The following is a 16,932-nucleotide window of genomic DNA, read 5'->3' on the forward strand; positions in this document are numbered from 1 at the left end:
CTCTTTTTTAAATTGGAAAGAAAAGACGACCAAAAACCCTCTTCACAAAGAAGAGGGTTTATCATCTCTTCTTATCTACCAGAGCTTTTATGCTCTGCTGGAATTAGCACCGTGTATCAAACAACCGGTTGCCGGGTTTCATAGGGCCAGTCCCTCCACCACTCTCGATAAGAATATTTAATTTTCTAATTATTCTAAGGATAGAATAACAACCTTTTTTTGGGAAGTCAATCTTTTTTTAGGACATTTGATGTATTTATGATTATTTTTGATTTAATACGAAAATGGCATCTAATTTTAATAATTGTCTAAAAGTCGACTTAAGGATGATATGCTTTTCATCCACTTGTTTCTTTAGACTCGTACGCCCTTGAAGCAAAGAATGAAAGTGGTCAGCAGTAGTTTGAATGTTTATATGATAATTTTTCAATGGGCGAGTATGTTTAATTAGCAGCCTTTTACGGTCTAATGTCAAATACATTAGATTTTGTTCTAATTCTACTCGAATCCTTATAGGTTCCTTTAACATCATTAAAATATGATCATTTACTCTTAAAGATTGATTAAAATGATAAATGAGTTCCTCTATTGAAACCACCCCCAGCCCGCGTCTTATATTCTATAATTCTGTTCCAAGAAATGATTTCCTTCTCCTAACTATCGACTTTAACTGACAGAACATTTATTTCCAACAATGTTCACAACCTATTTCCCGAGAAATATGTCAAAAGCTAGACTTATCGACAGAAAAAAGAAATATCCCATCGATTCATCTTCCTAGAATGAGTGAGGGGTGTAATTAAACATTTACGCAACCCCCCTTGATTAAAAGCATAAGAAAACCACTTATTCCTAAACAATAAGTGGTTTTAAAATTGAGACTGTAATTCATATGATTGAATTTGTTCAAGTAAATAAGGTACTGAATGGAAAGCATAAAGCTTATCAACTAACTCTCCTTTTTTAAACACAAGTAAACACGGTACACTTTCAATTTCATACTTTTCTGCCACTGCTGGCAAAAAATTCAGGTCGGCTTTACCTATAGGAAGGTTCTGCAACAGTTGCTCAGTAATTGTTAGCATTTTCCCGGCAACTTGACATGTCCCACACATAGGAGTAAATAAATAAAATAAGCCGGATTGCTTCCTTGCGATCAAATCATTTAAGTCATTGTTTGACCAGTCAATCATGTTATCATCCTTTATCTAAATACTCGGTATATATATCTATATTTGCACTTATTAAGGCTGTAGCTAAATGATGCGCAGGTGCCGCCTCGACTTCACGATACATTTTATCAATATAGATATGCTCTGCCTCTGGTAACTCTCTCTTAAATTGTTTACGAAGTTTTTCTCCTGATGCGTCAGCATCGACTAATATATAGACTTCCTTCCCAATTAAATAATCAATTAATTCATCCAACTTCGAAGTGCCAATCGTTCCATTTGTACATAAGATCTCTACAGGTTCTCTGATTAGTCCTTTCACTTTTCGTTTGTCAGATTTACCTTCAACAATAATCACTTTATTGCCATGTTCTATATGCATGCTCATCACCTAATATATATCATTTATATATTTTATAATAGTAAGCCTTTTTACATTTGAAAACTTTTCAGCACTCATCTGGTATGTCTATATAGAAATTTAGAAAAAGGTCAAACCATTTAATGATTTGACCTTCTTTATTTAACTACAATTAATCTTCTTTTGTCATTTCTTCATATTGTTCAGCTGTCATTAGCTTGTCAATTTCACTTGCATCGGATGGCTCAACAACAATCATCCATGCTTTCTCGTAAGGAGATTCATTCACAAATTCTGGACTATCGCTAAGTTCTTCGTTAATCTCAACGATTTTACCACTAATTGGTGCATATAACTCAGAAACTGTTTTAACAGATTCTACGCTACCAAACGGTTCATCAGCAGTTACTTCATCTCCTACTTCTGGAAGCTCAACAAATACGATATCTCCAAGTTCTGATTGAGCAAAGTATGTAATACCAATACGAACTTTATCTCCTTCTGTTTTTACCCACTCGTGTTCTTCTGAATAACGTAATTCTTTAGGTGTGCTCATGTTTCATACCTCCATTAATTTAGGAAATTGTTTATTTTAATGACCGAATAAACGATCGTTTAAAACGTATAAAGCGCATCCACCATTTACAGCCAATTTTGTTCAAATTCTAGCTCTTTAAATCCGACTGTTACTTTCGTACCATCCGTTGTTAATGGACGTTTAATTAACATTCCATCCGATGCTAATAAATCTAACAGTTCCGACTCTGAGGCCGTTTTCACTCGGTCTTTTAATCCTAACTCACGATACTTTTGACCGCTTGTGTTGAAAAATTTTTTTAGCTCTAACCCACTCTTTTTGTAAAGATCTTCTAATTCCTTGCGGGATGGAGGATTTTCCACTATATGTATTGCATCATAGGCTATTTCATGTTCATCTAGCCATTTTTTCGCTTTTCGGCAAGTACCACATTTAGGATACCAATAGAAAGTAAGTGCCATGTTTTCACCACCTATTTTATCATACCTATATTCATGAATACTATCGTTTCATTAGCATAACATATTTCTTTTTATTTTCATAACGAAGAATTGTAATTATTATCATATTAAAAACAAAACAAAGAGGCCCAAATTTGTTCTTGAGCCTCAAGTCATAAACTTCGCAAATGGAGGAAGTAAATAGGTTACTTTCCTTCACTTTATTCAAGATAAATATTATACTACAAACCTTTCAGCTTCAATAATTTTCTCAGCCGCTTGACGTTTTTTCGCAATTACATTTGTTGGAGTATGTCTCGTAAACTTCTTAAGCGCTGAAAGCATCATTCGTAATGTATCGCCTTCTTCCACACCTACTAAAGTTTCTTTCGCAATCAACTCAATTTGATTAAATGCTTCTTGGCAGAAAATTTGTGTGTATAATAGCTTTTGCTCAGCTTTTGCTACTCCGTCTTTTACAATGGCTTTTTCAGTACGAAGAACAGTAGATTCCATAGAATAGGCGTAAGAAACCAGATCAGCAATATTCACAAGAACTTCTTGCTCTTTATCCAAAGCTTTTCCGTATTTTTGTGCACATAAACCTGCTGCAAGTAATGCGATTTTCTTAGCGTTCTTTACAAGATATTTCTCTTGCTCTAATGCTTCAGAACCTGGCTCTTCTGGCATCATCATCATCAATTCCTCTTGAAGTGCCATTGCTTTTTCGAATAAAGGCAGTTCACCTTTCATTGCTTTTCTAACATACGTTCCTGGTACTAAAAGACGGTTGATTTCGTTTGTTCCTTCGAAGATTCGATTGATTCTAGAATCACGGTAAGCTCTTTCTACTTCATATTCTGCCATAAAGCCATAACCACCATGTAATTGAACTGCCTCATCAACTACATAATCTAGAACTTCGGTAGAGAAGAACTTATTAAGTGAGCATTCTATTGCATATTCAGCAATAGACTTCGCTACTTCTTTACCGTCTTTGACTTCTTCATCACTCAATTGACTCATTCTGTCATCAAATAGACCCACTGTACGGTAAACGGAGCTTTCAGCTGCATAAATTTTACTTGCCATTGTTCCGAATTTTTCCTTCGTTAAATTAAAAGAAGAAATAGGCGTACTGAATTGTTGACGTTGGTTAGCGTAAGTTACCCCTAATTTAAAGGCATGCTTAGAACCACCTACTGCACCTACACCAAGTTTGTAACGACCAATATTCAAAATGTTAAAGGCAATGACATGACCACGACCAATTTCACCTAGTACATTTTCAACTGGTACTTGTGCATCTTCTAAAATAAGTGTTCTTGTAGACGAGCTCTTAATACCCATTTTCTTTTCTTCAGCACCTGTTGATACACCCGGATATTCTCTTTCAACAATAAAAGCTGTGAATTGGTCACCGTTTATTTTGGCATAAACAACGAACACATCGGCAAACCCAGCATTCGTAATCCATTGTTTTTCCCCATTTAATAAATAATGTGTGCCTTCTGCGTTTAATTTAGCAGTTGTTTTTGCTCCTAATGCATCAGATCCTGAACTTGGTTCTGTTAGTGCATAGGCAGCTAATTTTTCGCCTGTCGCAAGCACCGGTAAGTATTTTTGCTTTTGCTCTTCATTCCCGAACAATACAATTGGAAGAGAACCAATACCTACATGGGCACCGTGTGAGATAGAGAAACCACCGACACGTGACATTTTTTCAGCGATAAGTGCTGAACTTACCTTATCTAAACCGAGTCCACCGTATTCCTCTGGCACATCTGTACCAAGTAAGCCCAAGTCACCAGCTTTTTTCAATAGTTTTACAGAGCGATCGAATTCATGCTGTTCTAAATAATCCACTTGAGGGACCACTTCATTTGTCACATAATCTTCTGTTGTTTTCGCAATCATGATTTGTTCTTCGCTAAAATCCTCTGGTGTGTACATATTTTCATAAGAAATATCTTCAATTAAAAAGCTTCCACCTTTAATAAATTTTTCAGTTTGATTTGACACGTTCATCATCCTCCATCTTCATTCTTTATGCTTTTTGCAGTTTTTGTTAACATTGTTTTTTCAAAGGTAGTTAAATAGAACTTTCACTTCGGTTCATTGCGCATCAGACACTCACTTTTTTCAGGGCTCAGATTTCTTTGATCTATTAACCGCAGGAGTCGAGTGTCTTCCACTCTATAACACTATTGGTTTAAAAAACGAACTTAGTCGTTTTTAAAGAAGTTCAAACACACCTGCGGCACCCATTCCGCCACCAATGCACATCGTTACAACACCAAATTGCTCGTTTCTACGCTTCATTTCATGAATTAATGATAGTGTTAGCTTAGCCCCAGTACACCCAAGTGGATGCCCTAAAGCAATAGCTCCCCCGTTAACATTCACTTTTTCTTCATCCAACCCTAATTCTCTAATGACTTGAATGGATTGAGAAGCAAAAGCTTCATTTAGTTCGAATAATCCGACATCTGATAGCTCTAACCCCGCTAGTTTTAAAGCTTTAGGAATTGCTACAATTGGCCCAATCCCCATAACCTCTGGCGGCACGCCTCCGACAGCAAAAGAACGAAACTTCACTAAAGGCTGCAGTCCTTGTGCATCTGCTTTCTCTCTGTCCATAATCATTACAGCTGCTGCACCATCACTTGTTTGTGATGAATTCCCCGCTGTGACTGAGCCTTTCACATTAAAAGCTGGTCTCAGTTTCCCTAAAGTTGCAACTGTTGAATCGCTCCGTACACCTTCATCTTGTAAAAACTGGAAGGTGCGTTCTTTCACTTTATTATCCGATCCAATTTGACGGAGTGTTACATCAACCGGAGTAATTTCATCAGCAAATTTACCTTCACTTATTGCTTTCGCTGCTTTTTGATGACTACGCACAGCGAATGCATCTTGTTCTTCTCTTGAAATGCCGTATTTCCCAGCAACTTGCTCTGCTGTATGCCCCATACTCATATAATATTCAGGAGCTGTCTCGGCTAAAGTTAAATTAGGACGGACAACATGACCCATCATAGGTACAAGACTCATGGATTCAGCTCCACCGGCGATCACTGTATCTGCGTGACCAAGCATGATTTTTTCGGCACCATAAGCGATTGATTGCAACCCTGATGAGCAATAGCGATTGACTGTGATTGCTGGTACCGAGTCTGGAAGCCCAGCTAATGCACCGATATTTCTGGCCATATTCAAACCTTGCTCTGCTTCTGGCATGGCACAACCAATAATTAAATCATCTATACTACCTTCATAATTTCCAGCTCGTTTCAACGTTTCTTTTACAACAAGTGCACCTAAATCATCTGGCCGTACAGTGGCAAGTGAGCCTTTTTTTGCTTTACCGACAGGTGTTCTAGCACCTGCAACAATTACAGCTTCTTTCATTGCTTTTTCCCTCTCCTTCTACTCTCGGTATCTTTTATTCTCTCTAGCAATCTATAATTAGTTACGGAGTGGTTTACCCTTTAAGAGCATGTGTTGCATTCGTTGTTGAGATTTTGGCTCTGCAATAAGTTTTAAAAATGCTTCTCTTTCAAGGTCTAACATATATTGCTCATCCACTTCTGTACCAAAAGGCACTTTGCCCCCAGCAATGACATATGCCAGTGCTTTGGCGATTTTCAAATCATGTTCTGAAATATAACCAGATAAATGCATAGAATTAGCACCTAAAAGTAATGCGGCATACCCTGTTTCACCAACTACTGGGAATTTCACTTTTGCTGGTGGAAGGTAACCTGCATTTGCCAATGCTAATACCGCTTGTTTAGCATCATAAATGAGGTGATCTCCATTCACACTAATTGCATCCGAAGCATTCAAAAAGTTATTTTCTCTCGCCTCTTCTCCTGATGTAGATACCTTTGCCATCGCAATTGTTTCAAAGACTTTATTGGCCACGTTCTGTAGATCAAACTGAACTCCTTTAGGCATGCTTGCTAAATGTTTCAAATATAGTGACTTGTTCCCTGCACCACCTGGAATTAATCCAACTCCTGCTTCCACCAAGCCCATATAAGTTTCACTTGATGCTTGAACATGTGCCGCACTTAAAGCTACTTCCGCTCCTCCGCCAAGTGTCATACCGAATGGGGCCACTACGACTGGTTTTGCACTATACTTGATTTTCGTCATCGCATTTTGGAATTGTTTGATAACCATATCTAATTCGAAGTAATTATCATCTTGAGCTTCCATTAACATCATTCCGATATTTGCACCGACACAGAAGTTCTTTCCTTGATTGGAGATAACAAGACCTTTATAATTTTTCTCTACTTCATCAATAGCGAAATTAATCATTTGAATAATGTCTAAACCAATCGCATTACTCTTTGAATGGAACTCTAAGATAGCGACGCCATCGCCTAAGTCGATTAAGCTTGCTCCAGTATTTTTCTTAATCACACCTTGTTTTTGTTTTAATTGCTTTAAGTTTATTACTTTTGCATTTAACTTAATCGGCTGATACTCACCATTTTCATACACATAAGTTGTCGCGTTCTCTTCCTTATAGAACTGTGTATGCCCATCAGCGATCATTTTCTCAACCCATTCTGGAATGTCTAATCCTTCCGCTTTCATTTTGTTAACTGATTGTTCCAAACCAATGGCATCCCATGTTTCAAATGGGCCCATATTCCAACCAAATCCCCATTTCATTGCATCATCAATGGATTGAATATCATCGGCAATTTCCCCTAGGAGTTGCGCAGAATAAACTAATGCTGGTGATAACACCTTCCATAATAATTCTCCAGCGCGATCATCTGCGTATACAAGCGCTTTCATTTTGTTTGCTGTCCCTTTTTGTTGTTTAGCTATTTCTACCGCTGCCGTTTTCAACTTTTTACGAGGACCGTATTCCAAGGTTTTAGGATTTAACTCTAAAATTTCTTTCCCCTGTTTTAAGAAAAAACCTTGTCCTGTCTTACTGCCTAACCAGCCTTTGTCTAACATCTTATTAATAAAATCTGGTACATCGAATACTTGTTTTTCTTCACCTTCTACTTGGTCATAGACATTTTTAGCTACATGGGCAAACGTATCTAAACCAACAACGTCCAATGTACGGAAAGTCGCACTTTTCGGTCTACCAATAAGTGGTCCCGTAATTGAATCTACTTCACCAACAGTAAACCCACCCTTTAACATTTCTTGTACTGTTACAAGGAGACCGTATGTGCCGATTCTATTGGCAATAAAATTAGGTGTATCCTTTGCGATAACAACACCTTTTCCTAAAACATCCTCACCAAAAGTTTGCATAAAAGAAAGTACCTCAGGCGATGTTTCCTTAGTTGGAATCACTTCCAATAGTTTTAAGTAACGTGGTGGATTGAAGAAATGAGTGCCTAGGAAATGCTTCTTAAAGTCTTCAGAACGTCCTTCAGCCATTGCTTCGATGGAAATACCAGATGTATTAGAACTGACAATTGTTCCAGGACGACGATATTTGTCTACTTGGGCAAACACGTCTTTTTTCACACTGAGATTTTCTACCACCACCTCAATAATCCAATCCACTTCTTTCAAGCGCTCCATATCATCATCGAAGTTACCGGCCTCAATAAGATGAATATTTTTCTTCGCTGTTAACGGTGCAGGTTTTTGCTTTAATAGTTTTTGCTTACCACTTTCGGCAATTTTATTTTTGAACTGTTTATCCTTAAGGGTAATCCCCTTTACCTCTTCTTCTTTACTTAATTCGCGAGGAACAATATCTAATAAAAGTGTTGGTATACCAATATTCGCTAAATGTGCGGCTATTCCAGAGCCCATAACACCTGAGCCTAAAACAGCAGCCTTTCTAATCTGTTTGGTCAACTGTTCTTCCTCCTTCGATTTTGAATGAATGCTCATTCATTTTTTCTGTAAAAAATTTTGGAAATTCCTTTGATACTTATAATAATAAAATATTTGCAAAATTTAATCAATCATTTTCCTTATAGATTTTTTATTTCTTTTTCACTTTTTTCTTTCTGCATAAATTTTTCAGCATTTGACAAACTATTTTAGAAGAAAATCATCAAAATGGAGGTATTGGGATGCAACAACAAAATACAAACTTCTCGAATCAACAAGGAATTATGCAACAACCCCCAGTTATGGTATCAACAAAAGATGCACTTTACTTTAATGACATTCTTTCTTGGAATTTATTAGCAATGAAAAAAGCTCATTTCTATGCGGAACATTGTCAAGACCCTGCTTTAAAAACTGTTTTTGAACAATGTGGACAAATGCATCAACGCCATTATGAGCAGGTTTTGAAACATCTTAATACGACACAACCGTTTAATAATATGCAATAAGGAGGAAACTCAGTTGACTAATTCAAAAAAAGTACAAAATCCTGAAAAACAGATAGCCAAAACACCACAAATGAATGATCGTGATTTTACAAACGACCTACTCGCAATGGAAAAGTACATGAGTGATTCTTATAGCATTTATTTAAATGAAGTTAGTAATCAAACACTTTATGAAGATTTTATGCGTATTTTTACTGAAACAAAGAATGAACAACGTCATCTTTATAACCTCATGTTTGAAAGAGGTTGGTACAGTCTTGATGCAGCAGATCAACAAAATCTGCAACAATCTTACCAACAATTCCAAGGTTACTCTACACAATTTCCCTATGGAACAAACGGTAACATCCAATAGCTAAGATAAGTGAGGAATAAAATAGGAACAGATGTTGACCGACAGTCATCATCTGTTCTTATTTTTTATCCCTTTTTTTCATCAGGCTTTTGTTGAAGCCGCTGTTTTTCATTTAAATCTTTAATCTTTGTAATTAGCTCCATCATTTCTTGTTTACCTTCAGGGTACAATTGATTCCAATGTTTTACTAAAGGTGGCATTTGTTTAGCAATAAATGAATAAATAATCCATGATTTTACTTCTTCTTGCAATGTTTCGTCACTTTCTCCTAATAACAATTCCGTGTATTTTTCCACTAGCGCTTCTATCTTCTGATCCAAATCGTGAGCCAACTTGTATCTCTCCTTTACCATTTTTTAATCATCATTCATAACACAACCAAATTTGGTAACAATACTGATTAGATGCATTTAATACTTCTGATTGACGGTGATACCTTTGAGCATATGGGATAAGTTTAAAAAAATCAAAAATGATGATTGGAAATCTTTATTAAAGCAGTCAACTGATTTTCAGTCTACCTATTATTTTAATGAAAAAACGAATGAACGGTTTGGTTTTCATTTTTATGCGACTTTAGTAGATGAACAAATTATCCAGGAAAGTGCTTTACCAGCACTTTTAACAAAAAAATTTGAATCACTGGATGATTTGCATAGAATAGTTCCCATTGCAGATATTCATATTTTAAAAAATCCAAGGGATATAGAACAAAAGTTATTAAATGGATATGTACTTGTCACACTAGATTCTGATAAAAATCGTTTTGGGTTTATTGCCGCTCAGAAAGAAATTGTTCGATCTCTCAGTCAACCTGAAATTGAGTTTTCTGTAATAGGACCTAAGGAAGCGTTTGTTGAGGCTATTGGTCAAAACTTAAATTTGATTAGGAAGAGATTACCTATCAAAGAATTAATTTCACAAGAATACACTGTTGGTAAACTTTCGAAAACAAAAGTAGCTGTCTTACACATAGAAGGAATTACTAATAAAGACAATGTTGATACTGTGAAACAACGTATAAAAAATATTGAGATTGACACGATTTCTGATAGCTCTAATATTGTTGAATTATTAAGTGATAATTCCAATTCCCTATTTCCACAATTACTAGACACCGAGAGGCCTGATCGAGTAGCTGCTATTCTTGCTGAAGGAAAAATCGCCATAATCGTTGATGGTTCACCACATGTGTTAATAGCGCCCACGACGTTAATTGAATTTTTTAGCGCTTTCGAAGACTATTTTCTCAATTGGATTGTCGCTACATTTTTTCGCTTAGTGCGATTTTTTGCTGTTGTTTTTTCAGTACTGGTTACACCGATTTACGTTGCAGCTATGACATATCAATACGAGCTCATACCGCCAGACTTATTAGGGATATTAGTAACATCAAGAAGAACCATTCCGCTCCCCCCCATTCTCGAAGCATTATTTCTTGAGCTGACGATTGAATTATTGCGTGAGGCAGGGGCACGGCTCCCTACTAAAGTCGGCCAAACCATTGGTATCGTAGGCGGTATTGTTATTGGTACAGCATCTGTTGAAGCCGGTCTTACTAGTAACGTACTGTTAATCTTTGTCGCATTAGGTGCATTAGGTTCCTTTACAACACCTGTTTATAAAATGGGTAATACAATTAGGGTTTTACGCTTTCCCTTTCTTCTGTTTGCACAATTTTGGGGTGTATTAGGAATTCTTTTTTGTTTCTGTATTCTCATTGCCCACTTATTACGCCTGACCTCACTAGGAAGACCTTTTTTGGCGCCAATATACCCGCTTAGATTAGCAGATATGAAGGATACACTTATTCGCGCACCCTTACAAAAAATGTACAGGCGTCCACATGTTTTAAGAACGCAAAAACCGAAACGATTCAATAAGAAGAAAGCTGAAAACCCAAAAGACATTGATGAATAACCCTAGCCTTAGTAGAGGTGATTAATATGCAAAGCCAAACGATTCCCAATAACTTAAAAATATCTCCCTATCTCGTTTTTTATGTGATGATTTCTATGCAAATTGGCATTGGCATTCTAGGATATCAAAGAATTATTGCCGACTATGCTGGATATGATGCATGGATTTCCATTCTCATTTTAGGTGTTTATATTCATATTGTATTATGGATGATGTACAAATTATGTGAAATGGTTAATGGAGATATTATTACCGTTCATGAGTTTCTTTTTGGGCGATTCATTAGTAAAGTGGCAAGCTTCGCCTTTGTTTTATTTTATATCACTTACCTTCTTTCCTTTATATTGAATTTTATCGAAGTTATTCAAATATGGATGTTTCCGGATATAAATAATTTTGCGTTCTCGGTATTGTTCTTACTTCTATCAATATATATTGTATACGGTGGACTTAGGACAGTTGTGGGTGTTTGTTTTTTTGGAACCATTTTACCAGCCTATTTAGTATTCACATTCACCTTTACGCTAAAGTACGCTGACTTCACCCACTTATTACCGATTTGGCAACATAAAATCACCGAATTATTACAAGCTTCCTATCATATGTCACTAACTTCTGTTGGATTTGAAGCAATTTTATTTATCTATCCTTTTATTAACCAACCGCAGAAGTCGAAAAAGTGGGCACATATCGGAGTCGCCACCACGACAATATTTTATACGATATTAGCGATAGTTGCTTTTGCTTATTTCTCAAAAAAGCAATTAGAAAATACGATTTGGGCTACACTTTCTATGTGGCAAATGGTGCAATTTCCATTTGTTGAACGGTTCGAGTATATTGGTGTCGCCAATTGGTGTTTAATACTACTACCGAATATATGTCTCTCCCTTTGGATCGCATCAAGGTTACTTAAAAGAGCCACTAAATTAAAACAAAGAAAAGGATCCATACTGATTTCAGTCATCTCTGTCATTATCGTTACTTTTTTTGAGAAGGGCTTAGACATTGAAAGGTTTAATCAAGTGGTTGAAGTGATGTCTGTTGCTTTTGTATTTGTTTATATTCCCTTTTTGTACTGTTTATCCCTTATTATAAAGAAGGTGAAGAAAACATGAAGAAATGGATATGTATAATATGCTGCCTGTTCTTACTAACTGGATGTGTACAGAAAAGAATTATAGATGAACTCAATATCGCAGTCGCAACTGGCTTTGACCCTGATACGAGTGATGAGCATTTGTTAAAGACAACCTTTCTTATGGAAGTATTCAACAAAGAAATGAGTGTAGAGAACAAAACTGTTACAACAACCGGTGATCTTAGGAGAGAGACACTCTATAAAGCAAACCGGCAATCACCCAATCCAATTGTAGTCGGAGGTTTAAGGCTTACATTATATAATATTGCCATTGCCGAACGTGGATTAACTGTTTATGTGGACGCCTATCAACGAGATGCTTCCATTGGCAAACGTATCTACTTCGCAACCACTGATAGTAGTACGGAGGAAATTTTAACAGGAGAATATGGCCCCCAAGGAAATGGAACCTTTATTTCTGACTTAATTGAACATAATATTGACTATGGAGATTTACCTAAAACGAACTTAACCTTATTTATGAGAGATTTTTATCAGGAAGGGAAGGATATCTTCTTACCACATATCAAACAAATCAATGAACAGGAAATCGAACTTGCGGGCATATCATTATTTAAAGATCATGCTGCATATAGAATTCTCCCAAGTGATAAATTATTTTATTTTAAATTACTCGTTGATCGTTATAGTAAAGGTGACTTCTCTATCGACTTGCCGGATGGTGAAAAAGTGGCTATTAAAAGTATACATTCCAATCATAAATATAAATTAGATAAAAAAGATCCAACAAACATCACTATCAAAATTAAAGTCCAAGGTAATATAAAAGAATATTCCGGAAAAAATATGGATGATAAAAAAATAAAAGAGATAACGAATTTTATCAATAAAAAAATAAAAAATGAATGTTCAGCGCTTATTAAGTCTTTTCAAGAAGATGATGCCGACCCAATCGGACTAGGTAAGGTTTATAGCACAAAAATAAGGAATTTTGATTATAAAGAATGGAAAGAGGGATATCCTGACTTAAATATTAAAGTTGATCCGAAGGTGATCATACTGGATACTGGTGCATCTATCTAACAGCATTAACCCGAGAATTTTAAATTCTCGGGTTTCTCTTTCTTAGGAAGATCTGGAAAACATATACCGTTTACTATGAAAACCAATTGAAAAAATTAGTCCCATGGCAAGCATATTACCCATTAGTGAGCTTCCTCCATAACTAATGAACGGTAGTGGGATTCCTGTAATCGGTAAAACACCAATTGTCATTCCGATATTTTGAAAGACATGGAAAGTTATTAAACTAATTACCCCTACACAAACATATGTATAGAATGGCGTTCTTGTACTGATGCCTATTTTAGTTAAATGATAAATCAATAAGAAAAATAAACTAACAACCACACTTGCCCCAATAAAACCGAACTCTTCTCCTATGATACTAAAAATAAAGTCTGTGTGACTTTCTGGTAAGTAAACTTCCCTTGTGCCGTAGCCCTTTCCTGTTGTTTCACCAGAACCGATGGCAAGTAAGGAGCGCGTTAGTTGAAAACCTGTAGAACTTTGATAATTATAAGGATCGATCCAAGAATAAATTCGCCCCAATTGGTATTCCTTCACGCCCAAATATTTTTCCAACAACTCTGGATGCCACAATACAAAATAAAAAATACCAACAACTAAAGTTACACCTACACTTACAATAGGCGCGAGTATTTTCCAAGTGATACCTGAGATAAAAACCATTCCGAGCAAAATCGCTAAAATTACCAAGGAAGTCCCCAAATCTGGTTGTTGCATGATGAGCAACAAGGGGAAGCCAGTAACAATTAGCATTTTAAATAATAGGAAAAAATCTGTTTTCACAGTTTTTAATTGTGTCTTTTGATGATGGTCATCGATGACCCTGGCTAGAGCTAATATGAGAAAAACCTTTACTAACTCAGCGGGCTGTATTTGTCCAAGACCAGGCAACCGTATCCATGATTTAGCTCCATTAATTACAGGAGCAATACTTTCAGGTGCGACAACAAGAAATCCAAGTAGCAATAGTCCAAAACCGTAAGCATACCAAGAAATTTTCTTTAATTGCTCAGCATCTAATGTAATGACAGCTAGTATAATCCCTATTCCCACTACATACCATACAATTTGTTTAAGTAAAAAATTCTCACCGTATTGTTCAGTCGTTTGTGCACTATATATAGAAATACAGCTCACTAAAAACAATAAAAATAAAATAAGAACTAAAGTATAATCAATTCTCGATGTTGTCGTTCGTTTAGAAGTCATTAATCAATCTCCTTATGAAACAAAGGCTCTTCATTAAAAATAATCTGTGTACAATACTTCATTATATTTTTTTTAGATGAAAATCACAACAGCTACGTATATTTCTTTTTTGTAACAAAGAAAAATGCATATTATAATTGTACATATTTACTTTGAATATCCTTTACCATCCACATGATGTTATTAGGTACTTGTGGCAAGAAATATCCGATAAAAAGAGGGCTTGTTACATATCGAGGGACGATTTTTGCATATATTTCATTCTCGAAATGATAAAAAAATAGATTATAGCTGTTACATGTAAAAGGAAAATCCCTCAGAATATATTTGGTTGCCATTTGAATATATTTAGCAAACGCTGCAATATCCTTTTTCTGTCCTAATTTAACATTAAATTCATAAAAACCAATACGAGGTTTATTCGATAAAGAAAATTCAGTATCACCATGTTGATCAATCAATTCTCCTACAAAATCGTCAGCCTGCACCTTATTTTGATACACGACATCATATAAACCAACAATTTGCATATGAGGATGAGCAATGCTTCCACCTGAATGAGGACCATGATTCTTGAAAAAAATCACAGATTTATATTTATCACTTTTCTCCATACTTAACCAATTGTCTAAACCAAATGTAATCAATCTGACTAAATGGTTGTCATCATACTGTGAAAGTTCCGTGTCACACTGATCTGTCTCGATTAAGACCGTTTGATGAGCATTTTCTAATACGGGATATTTATTCTCCAACCAAATGATCGGACCATCCTCCGCTATAATCTTCGTCAATTGTTCTCTCTGACAGAACGGACACACTTGTTCTTTATTCCTTATACTATTAGGTTTCTGTTTACCAATGCTTGTATTAAAAAATAAATGAGTATTTTTCATTTGTTATTCTCTCCTGATTTCAATTACTTACTTCTATTATAAAGGGCTTCTTCTTTATAGTGTGAAAGTTTGATTATGATTAGTATAAAATTCATCAATATTAAAGGCAACTTCACTTGCGTAACATGAAAACAAAAGTACATTATTAAATAAGATAAAAAAGATATTTGCATATGCAAATATCTTTCTTCTACTGTTAATTTACTATGACCTCAAATTCACTATGTTCATGTAATCCTTCATCATTTTCTACATGAACGACAATCTTGTATGTTCCATTATCAGTAAATGCATGTGCTGCTGTATACATCCCACTAGTTTCCTCTACTGCATCTACCCATGCCACCTGATGATCATCAATTGACTGAACGATTTCTAACCTCACATTTGCCTCTTCAAGTCCTTGTTCTTCTTTAGTAATATGAATATCAAATGGAGTTTCCTCATTCGTCTTAATATCAGCAGTAGGACTTATATGTATCGCTACATTTCCATCATGCTCATGTGCGCTGTGGCCTTGATTTTCTTCTTCGTTATCTATTTCAGCACTGCCTACCGCCACTTTAACTTTAGGCATAGTGTGCATACTTCTTGCGGTGACATGTGACTGAATATGATAGATAGCATCTTTTTCAAATGTATAGGATGCAACGTACTTGCCATCATTCTCGTGTTCTGCTTCTATTAATTCACCATTATCCTTTTTCCCATCTTCCCACAATTCAAATTTTACTTCATCTGCATCTTCCACAGACTCGTCTCCCTGAGTAACAGTAACTTCCAAGCGTACTTCTTCGTTCCTTTTAATCTGACTTGGTATCGAGATACTGGCATCGATTGCAGCAGGAACTGATCCTTCCCCACCACTAGAGTTTGCATCATTCTCTGCATTTCCACAAGCAGCAAGAAAAATAATCATAATTACAGAAAAGGTTGATATCCACTTCTTCATAAAAAGCCCCTCTTTCTTAAACATCTAATCTTTCTCATCTATATTACTAATAATATGTGTTAGAAAAGTGAAATAATTTGTTAATGAGAGAAATATGTAAAATAAAGAAAATATAGGTATAAAAAAAGATTTATTTGGAGAAACTTCTATTACAAGTGTAAATCCCCCTTTTTAGCTTCCATTCATGGAAGCTTTTTTTTTGTACTTATCTACAAAGCTTTCAACTAGATGCCTAGAAGCTTAATTTAAAATTAATCATACAAAAAAAGCTCATAAACCTTATAGAAGATTTAAGAGCTTTGACGCGCCTTAGAGGATTCGAACCTCTGACCCACAGCTTAGAAGGCTGTTGCTCTATCCAGCTGAGCTAAAGGCGCAAACTAAAATATGTATGGCTCCGCAGGTAGGATTCGAACCTACGACCGTTCGGTTAACAGCCGAATGCTCTACCACTGAGCTACTGCGGAATAATATAAATGGTGGGCCTAAATGGACTCGAACCATCGACCTCACGCTTATCAGGCGTGCGCTCTAACCAGCTGAGCTATAGGCCCCTA

General features: G+C 35.9%; 17 protein-coding genes, 3 tRNA genes and 1 riboswitch. Of the genes, 5 read left to right on the forward strand and 15 right to left on the reverse strand.

What is annotated here, in order from left to right; genetic code table 11:
• Nucleotides 1-68: 68 nt before the first annotated feature.
• Nucleotides 69-174: riboswitch (SAM riboswitch) on the reverse strand.
• 88 nt (nucleotides 175-262) lie between these two features.
• The 8 genes from MKX78_RS19830 to MKX78_RS19865 form a co-directional block, all read right to left on the reverse strand.
• On the reverse strand, nucleotides 263-598 hold the full coding sequence (locus MKX78_RS19830) for a hypothetical protein (RefSeq protein WP_095371989.1): 336 nt from the start codon (nucleotides 596-598) through the stop codon (nucleotides 263-265).
• 271 nt (nucleotides 599-869) lie between these two features.
• Nucleotides 870-1,193 carry a thioredoxin family protein gene (locus MKX78_RS19835; protein ID WP_095371988.1) on the reverse strand — a complete coding sequence of 108 codons (324 nt, stop codon included), beginning with the start codon at nucleotides 1,191-1,193 and terminating at the stop codon, nucleotides 870-872.
• Nucleotides 1,194-1,197: 4 nt separating this feature from the next.
• Nucleotides 1,198-1,560, reverse strand: coding sequence for a toprim domain-containing protein (locus tag MKX78_RS19840; protein WP_411675025.1), 363 nt, complete (start codon nucleotides 1,558-1,560; stop codon nucleotides 1,198-1,200).
• Between the two features lie 145 nt (nucleotides 1,561-1,705).
• Nucleotides 1,706-2,089: a glycine cleavage system protein GcvH gene (gene gcvH / locus MKX78_RS19845; RefSeq protein WP_095371986.1), complete on the reverse strand. Its 384-nt coding sequence runs from the start codon at nucleotides 2,087-2,089 to the stop codon at nucleotides 1,706-1,708.
• Between the two features lie 86 nt (nucleotides 2,090-2,175).
• A complete protein-coding gene (locus MKX78_RS19850; protein ID WP_095371985.1) occupies nucleotides 2,176-2,532 on the reverse strand; it encodes an arsenate reductase family protein in 357 nt (118 codons plus the stop codon).
• Nucleotides 2,533-2,748: 216 nt separating this feature from the next.
• Nucleotides 2,749-4,533, reverse strand: coding sequence for an acyl-CoA dehydrogenase family protein (locus MKX78_RS19855; protein ID WP_095371984.1), 1,785 nt, complete (start codon nucleotides 4,531-4,533; stop codon nucleotides 2,749-2,751).
• Nucleotides 4,534-4,746: 213 nt separating this feature from the next.
• Nucleotides 4,747-5,922: an acetyl-CoA C-acetyltransferase gene (locus tag MKX78_RS19860; RefSeq protein WP_095371983.1), complete on the reverse strand. Its 1,176-nt coding sequence runs from the start codon at nucleotides 5,920-5,922 to the stop codon at nucleotides 4,747-4,749.
• 57 nt (nucleotides 5,923-5,979) lie between these two features.
• Entirely contained in the window at nucleotides 5,980-8,364 is a 2,385-nt protein-coding gene (locus MKX78_RS19865; protein WP_341052084.1) for a 3-hydroxyacyl-CoA dehydrogenase/enoyl-CoA hydratase family protein, read from the reverse strand.
• Nucleotides 8,365-8,585: 221 nt separating this feature from the next.
• Here MKX78_RS19865 and MKX78_RS19870 point away from each other — a divergent pair, with 221 nt between their 5' ends.
• On the forward strand, nucleotides 8,586-8,852 hold the full coding sequence (locus MKX78_RS19870) for a hypothetical protein (protein WP_095371981.1): 267 nt from the start codon (nucleotides 8,586-8,588) through the stop codon (nucleotides 8,850-8,852).
• Nucleotides 8,853-8,922: 70 nt separating this feature from the next.
• On the forward strand, nucleotides 8,923-9,207 hold the full coding sequence (locus MKX78_RS19875) for a spore coat protein (protein WP_095373606.1): 285 nt from the start codon (nucleotides 8,923-8,925) through the stop codon (nucleotides 9,205-9,207).
• Nucleotides 9,208-9,272: 65 nt separating this feature from the next.
• Here the strand turns inward: MKX78_RS19875 and MKX78_RS19880 are convergent, their stop codons facing one another.
• Nucleotides 9,273-9,539, reverse strand: a complete 267-nt coding sequence (locus tag MKX78_RS19880; protein ID WP_224938102.1) for a DUF2573 family protein — start codon at nucleotides 9,537-9,539, stop codon at nucleotides 9,273-9,275.
• A gap of 106 nt (nucleotides 9,540-9,645) precedes the next feature.
• On the opposite strand from MKX78_RS19880, the gene MKX78_RS19885 reads away from it, so the two are divergent.
• The 3 genes from MKX78_RS19885 to MKX78_RS19895 are packed head-to-tail and all read left to right on the forward strand — an operon-like array spanning nucleotide 9,646 to nucleotide 13,312.
• Complete coding sequence (locus MKX78_RS19885; protein ID WP_307318415.1) at nucleotides 9,646-11,127, forward strand: spore germination protein; 1,482 nt, start codon at nucleotides 9,646-9,648, stop codon at nucleotides 11,125-11,127.
• A gap of 26 nt (nucleotides 11,128-11,153) precedes the next feature.
• Nucleotides 11,154-12,245: a GerAB/ArcD/ProY family transporter gene (locus MKX78_RS19890; protein WP_307318418.1), complete on the forward strand. Its 1,092-nt coding sequence runs from the start codon at nucleotides 11,154-11,156 to the stop codon at nucleotides 12,243-12,245.
• Nucleotides 12,242-13,312 (forward strand): Ger(x)C family spore germination protein, encoded by a 1,071-nt coding sequence (locus MKX78_RS19895; RefSeq protein WP_341052090.1) that lies wholly within the window; start codon nucleotides 12,242-12,244, stop codon nucleotides 13,310-13,312. The genes MKX78_RS19890 and MKX78_RS19895 overlap by 4 nt, the downstream gene beginning before the upstream one ends.
• Before the next feature lie 42 nt (nucleotides 13,313-13,354).
• Here MKX78_RS19895 and rodA read toward each other — a convergent pair whose 3' ends face one another.
• The 6 genes from rodA to MKX78_RS19925 form a co-directional block, all read right to left on the reverse strand.
• Entirely contained in the window at nucleotides 13,355-14,527 is a 1,173-nt protein-coding gene (rodA, locus tag MKX78_RS19900) for a rod shape-determining protein RodA (protein ID WP_095371977.1), read from the reverse strand.
• A gap of 131 nt (nucleotides 14,528-14,658) precedes the next feature.
• Entirely contained in the window at nucleotides 14,659-15,423 is a 765-nt protein-coding gene (locus MKX78_RS19905) for a DUF4931 domain-containing protein (protein WP_307318426.1), read from the reverse strand.
• A 196-nt stretch (nucleotides 15,424-15,619) separates the two neighbouring features.
• Complete coding sequence (locus MKX78_RS19910) at nucleotides 15,620-16,375, reverse strand: FixH family protein (protein ID WP_180316934.1); 756 nt, start codon at nucleotides 16,373-16,375, stop codon at nucleotides 15,620-15,622.
• A gap of 303 nt (nucleotides 16,376-16,678) precedes the next feature.
• Nucleotides 16,679-16,752: transfer RNA gene (locus tag MKX78_RS19915), tRNA-Arg, on the reverse strand.
• Between the two features lie 15 nt (nucleotides 16,753-16,767).
• Nucleotides 16,768-16,842, reverse strand: a tRNA-Asn gene (locus MKX78_RS19920).
• Between the two features lie 10 nt (nucleotides 16,843-16,852).
• Nucleotides 16,853-16,929: transfer RNA gene (locus MKX78_RS19925), tRNA-Ile, on the reverse strand.
• Nucleotides 16,930-16,932: the final 3 nt, after the last annotated feature.

Origin of the sequence: Cytobacillus sp. FSL R5-0569 (assembly GCF_038007265.1) — a bacterium.
GTDB classification, from domain to species: Bacteria; Bacillota; Bacilli; order Bacillales; family Cytobacillaceae; genus Cytobacillus; species Cytobacillus kochii.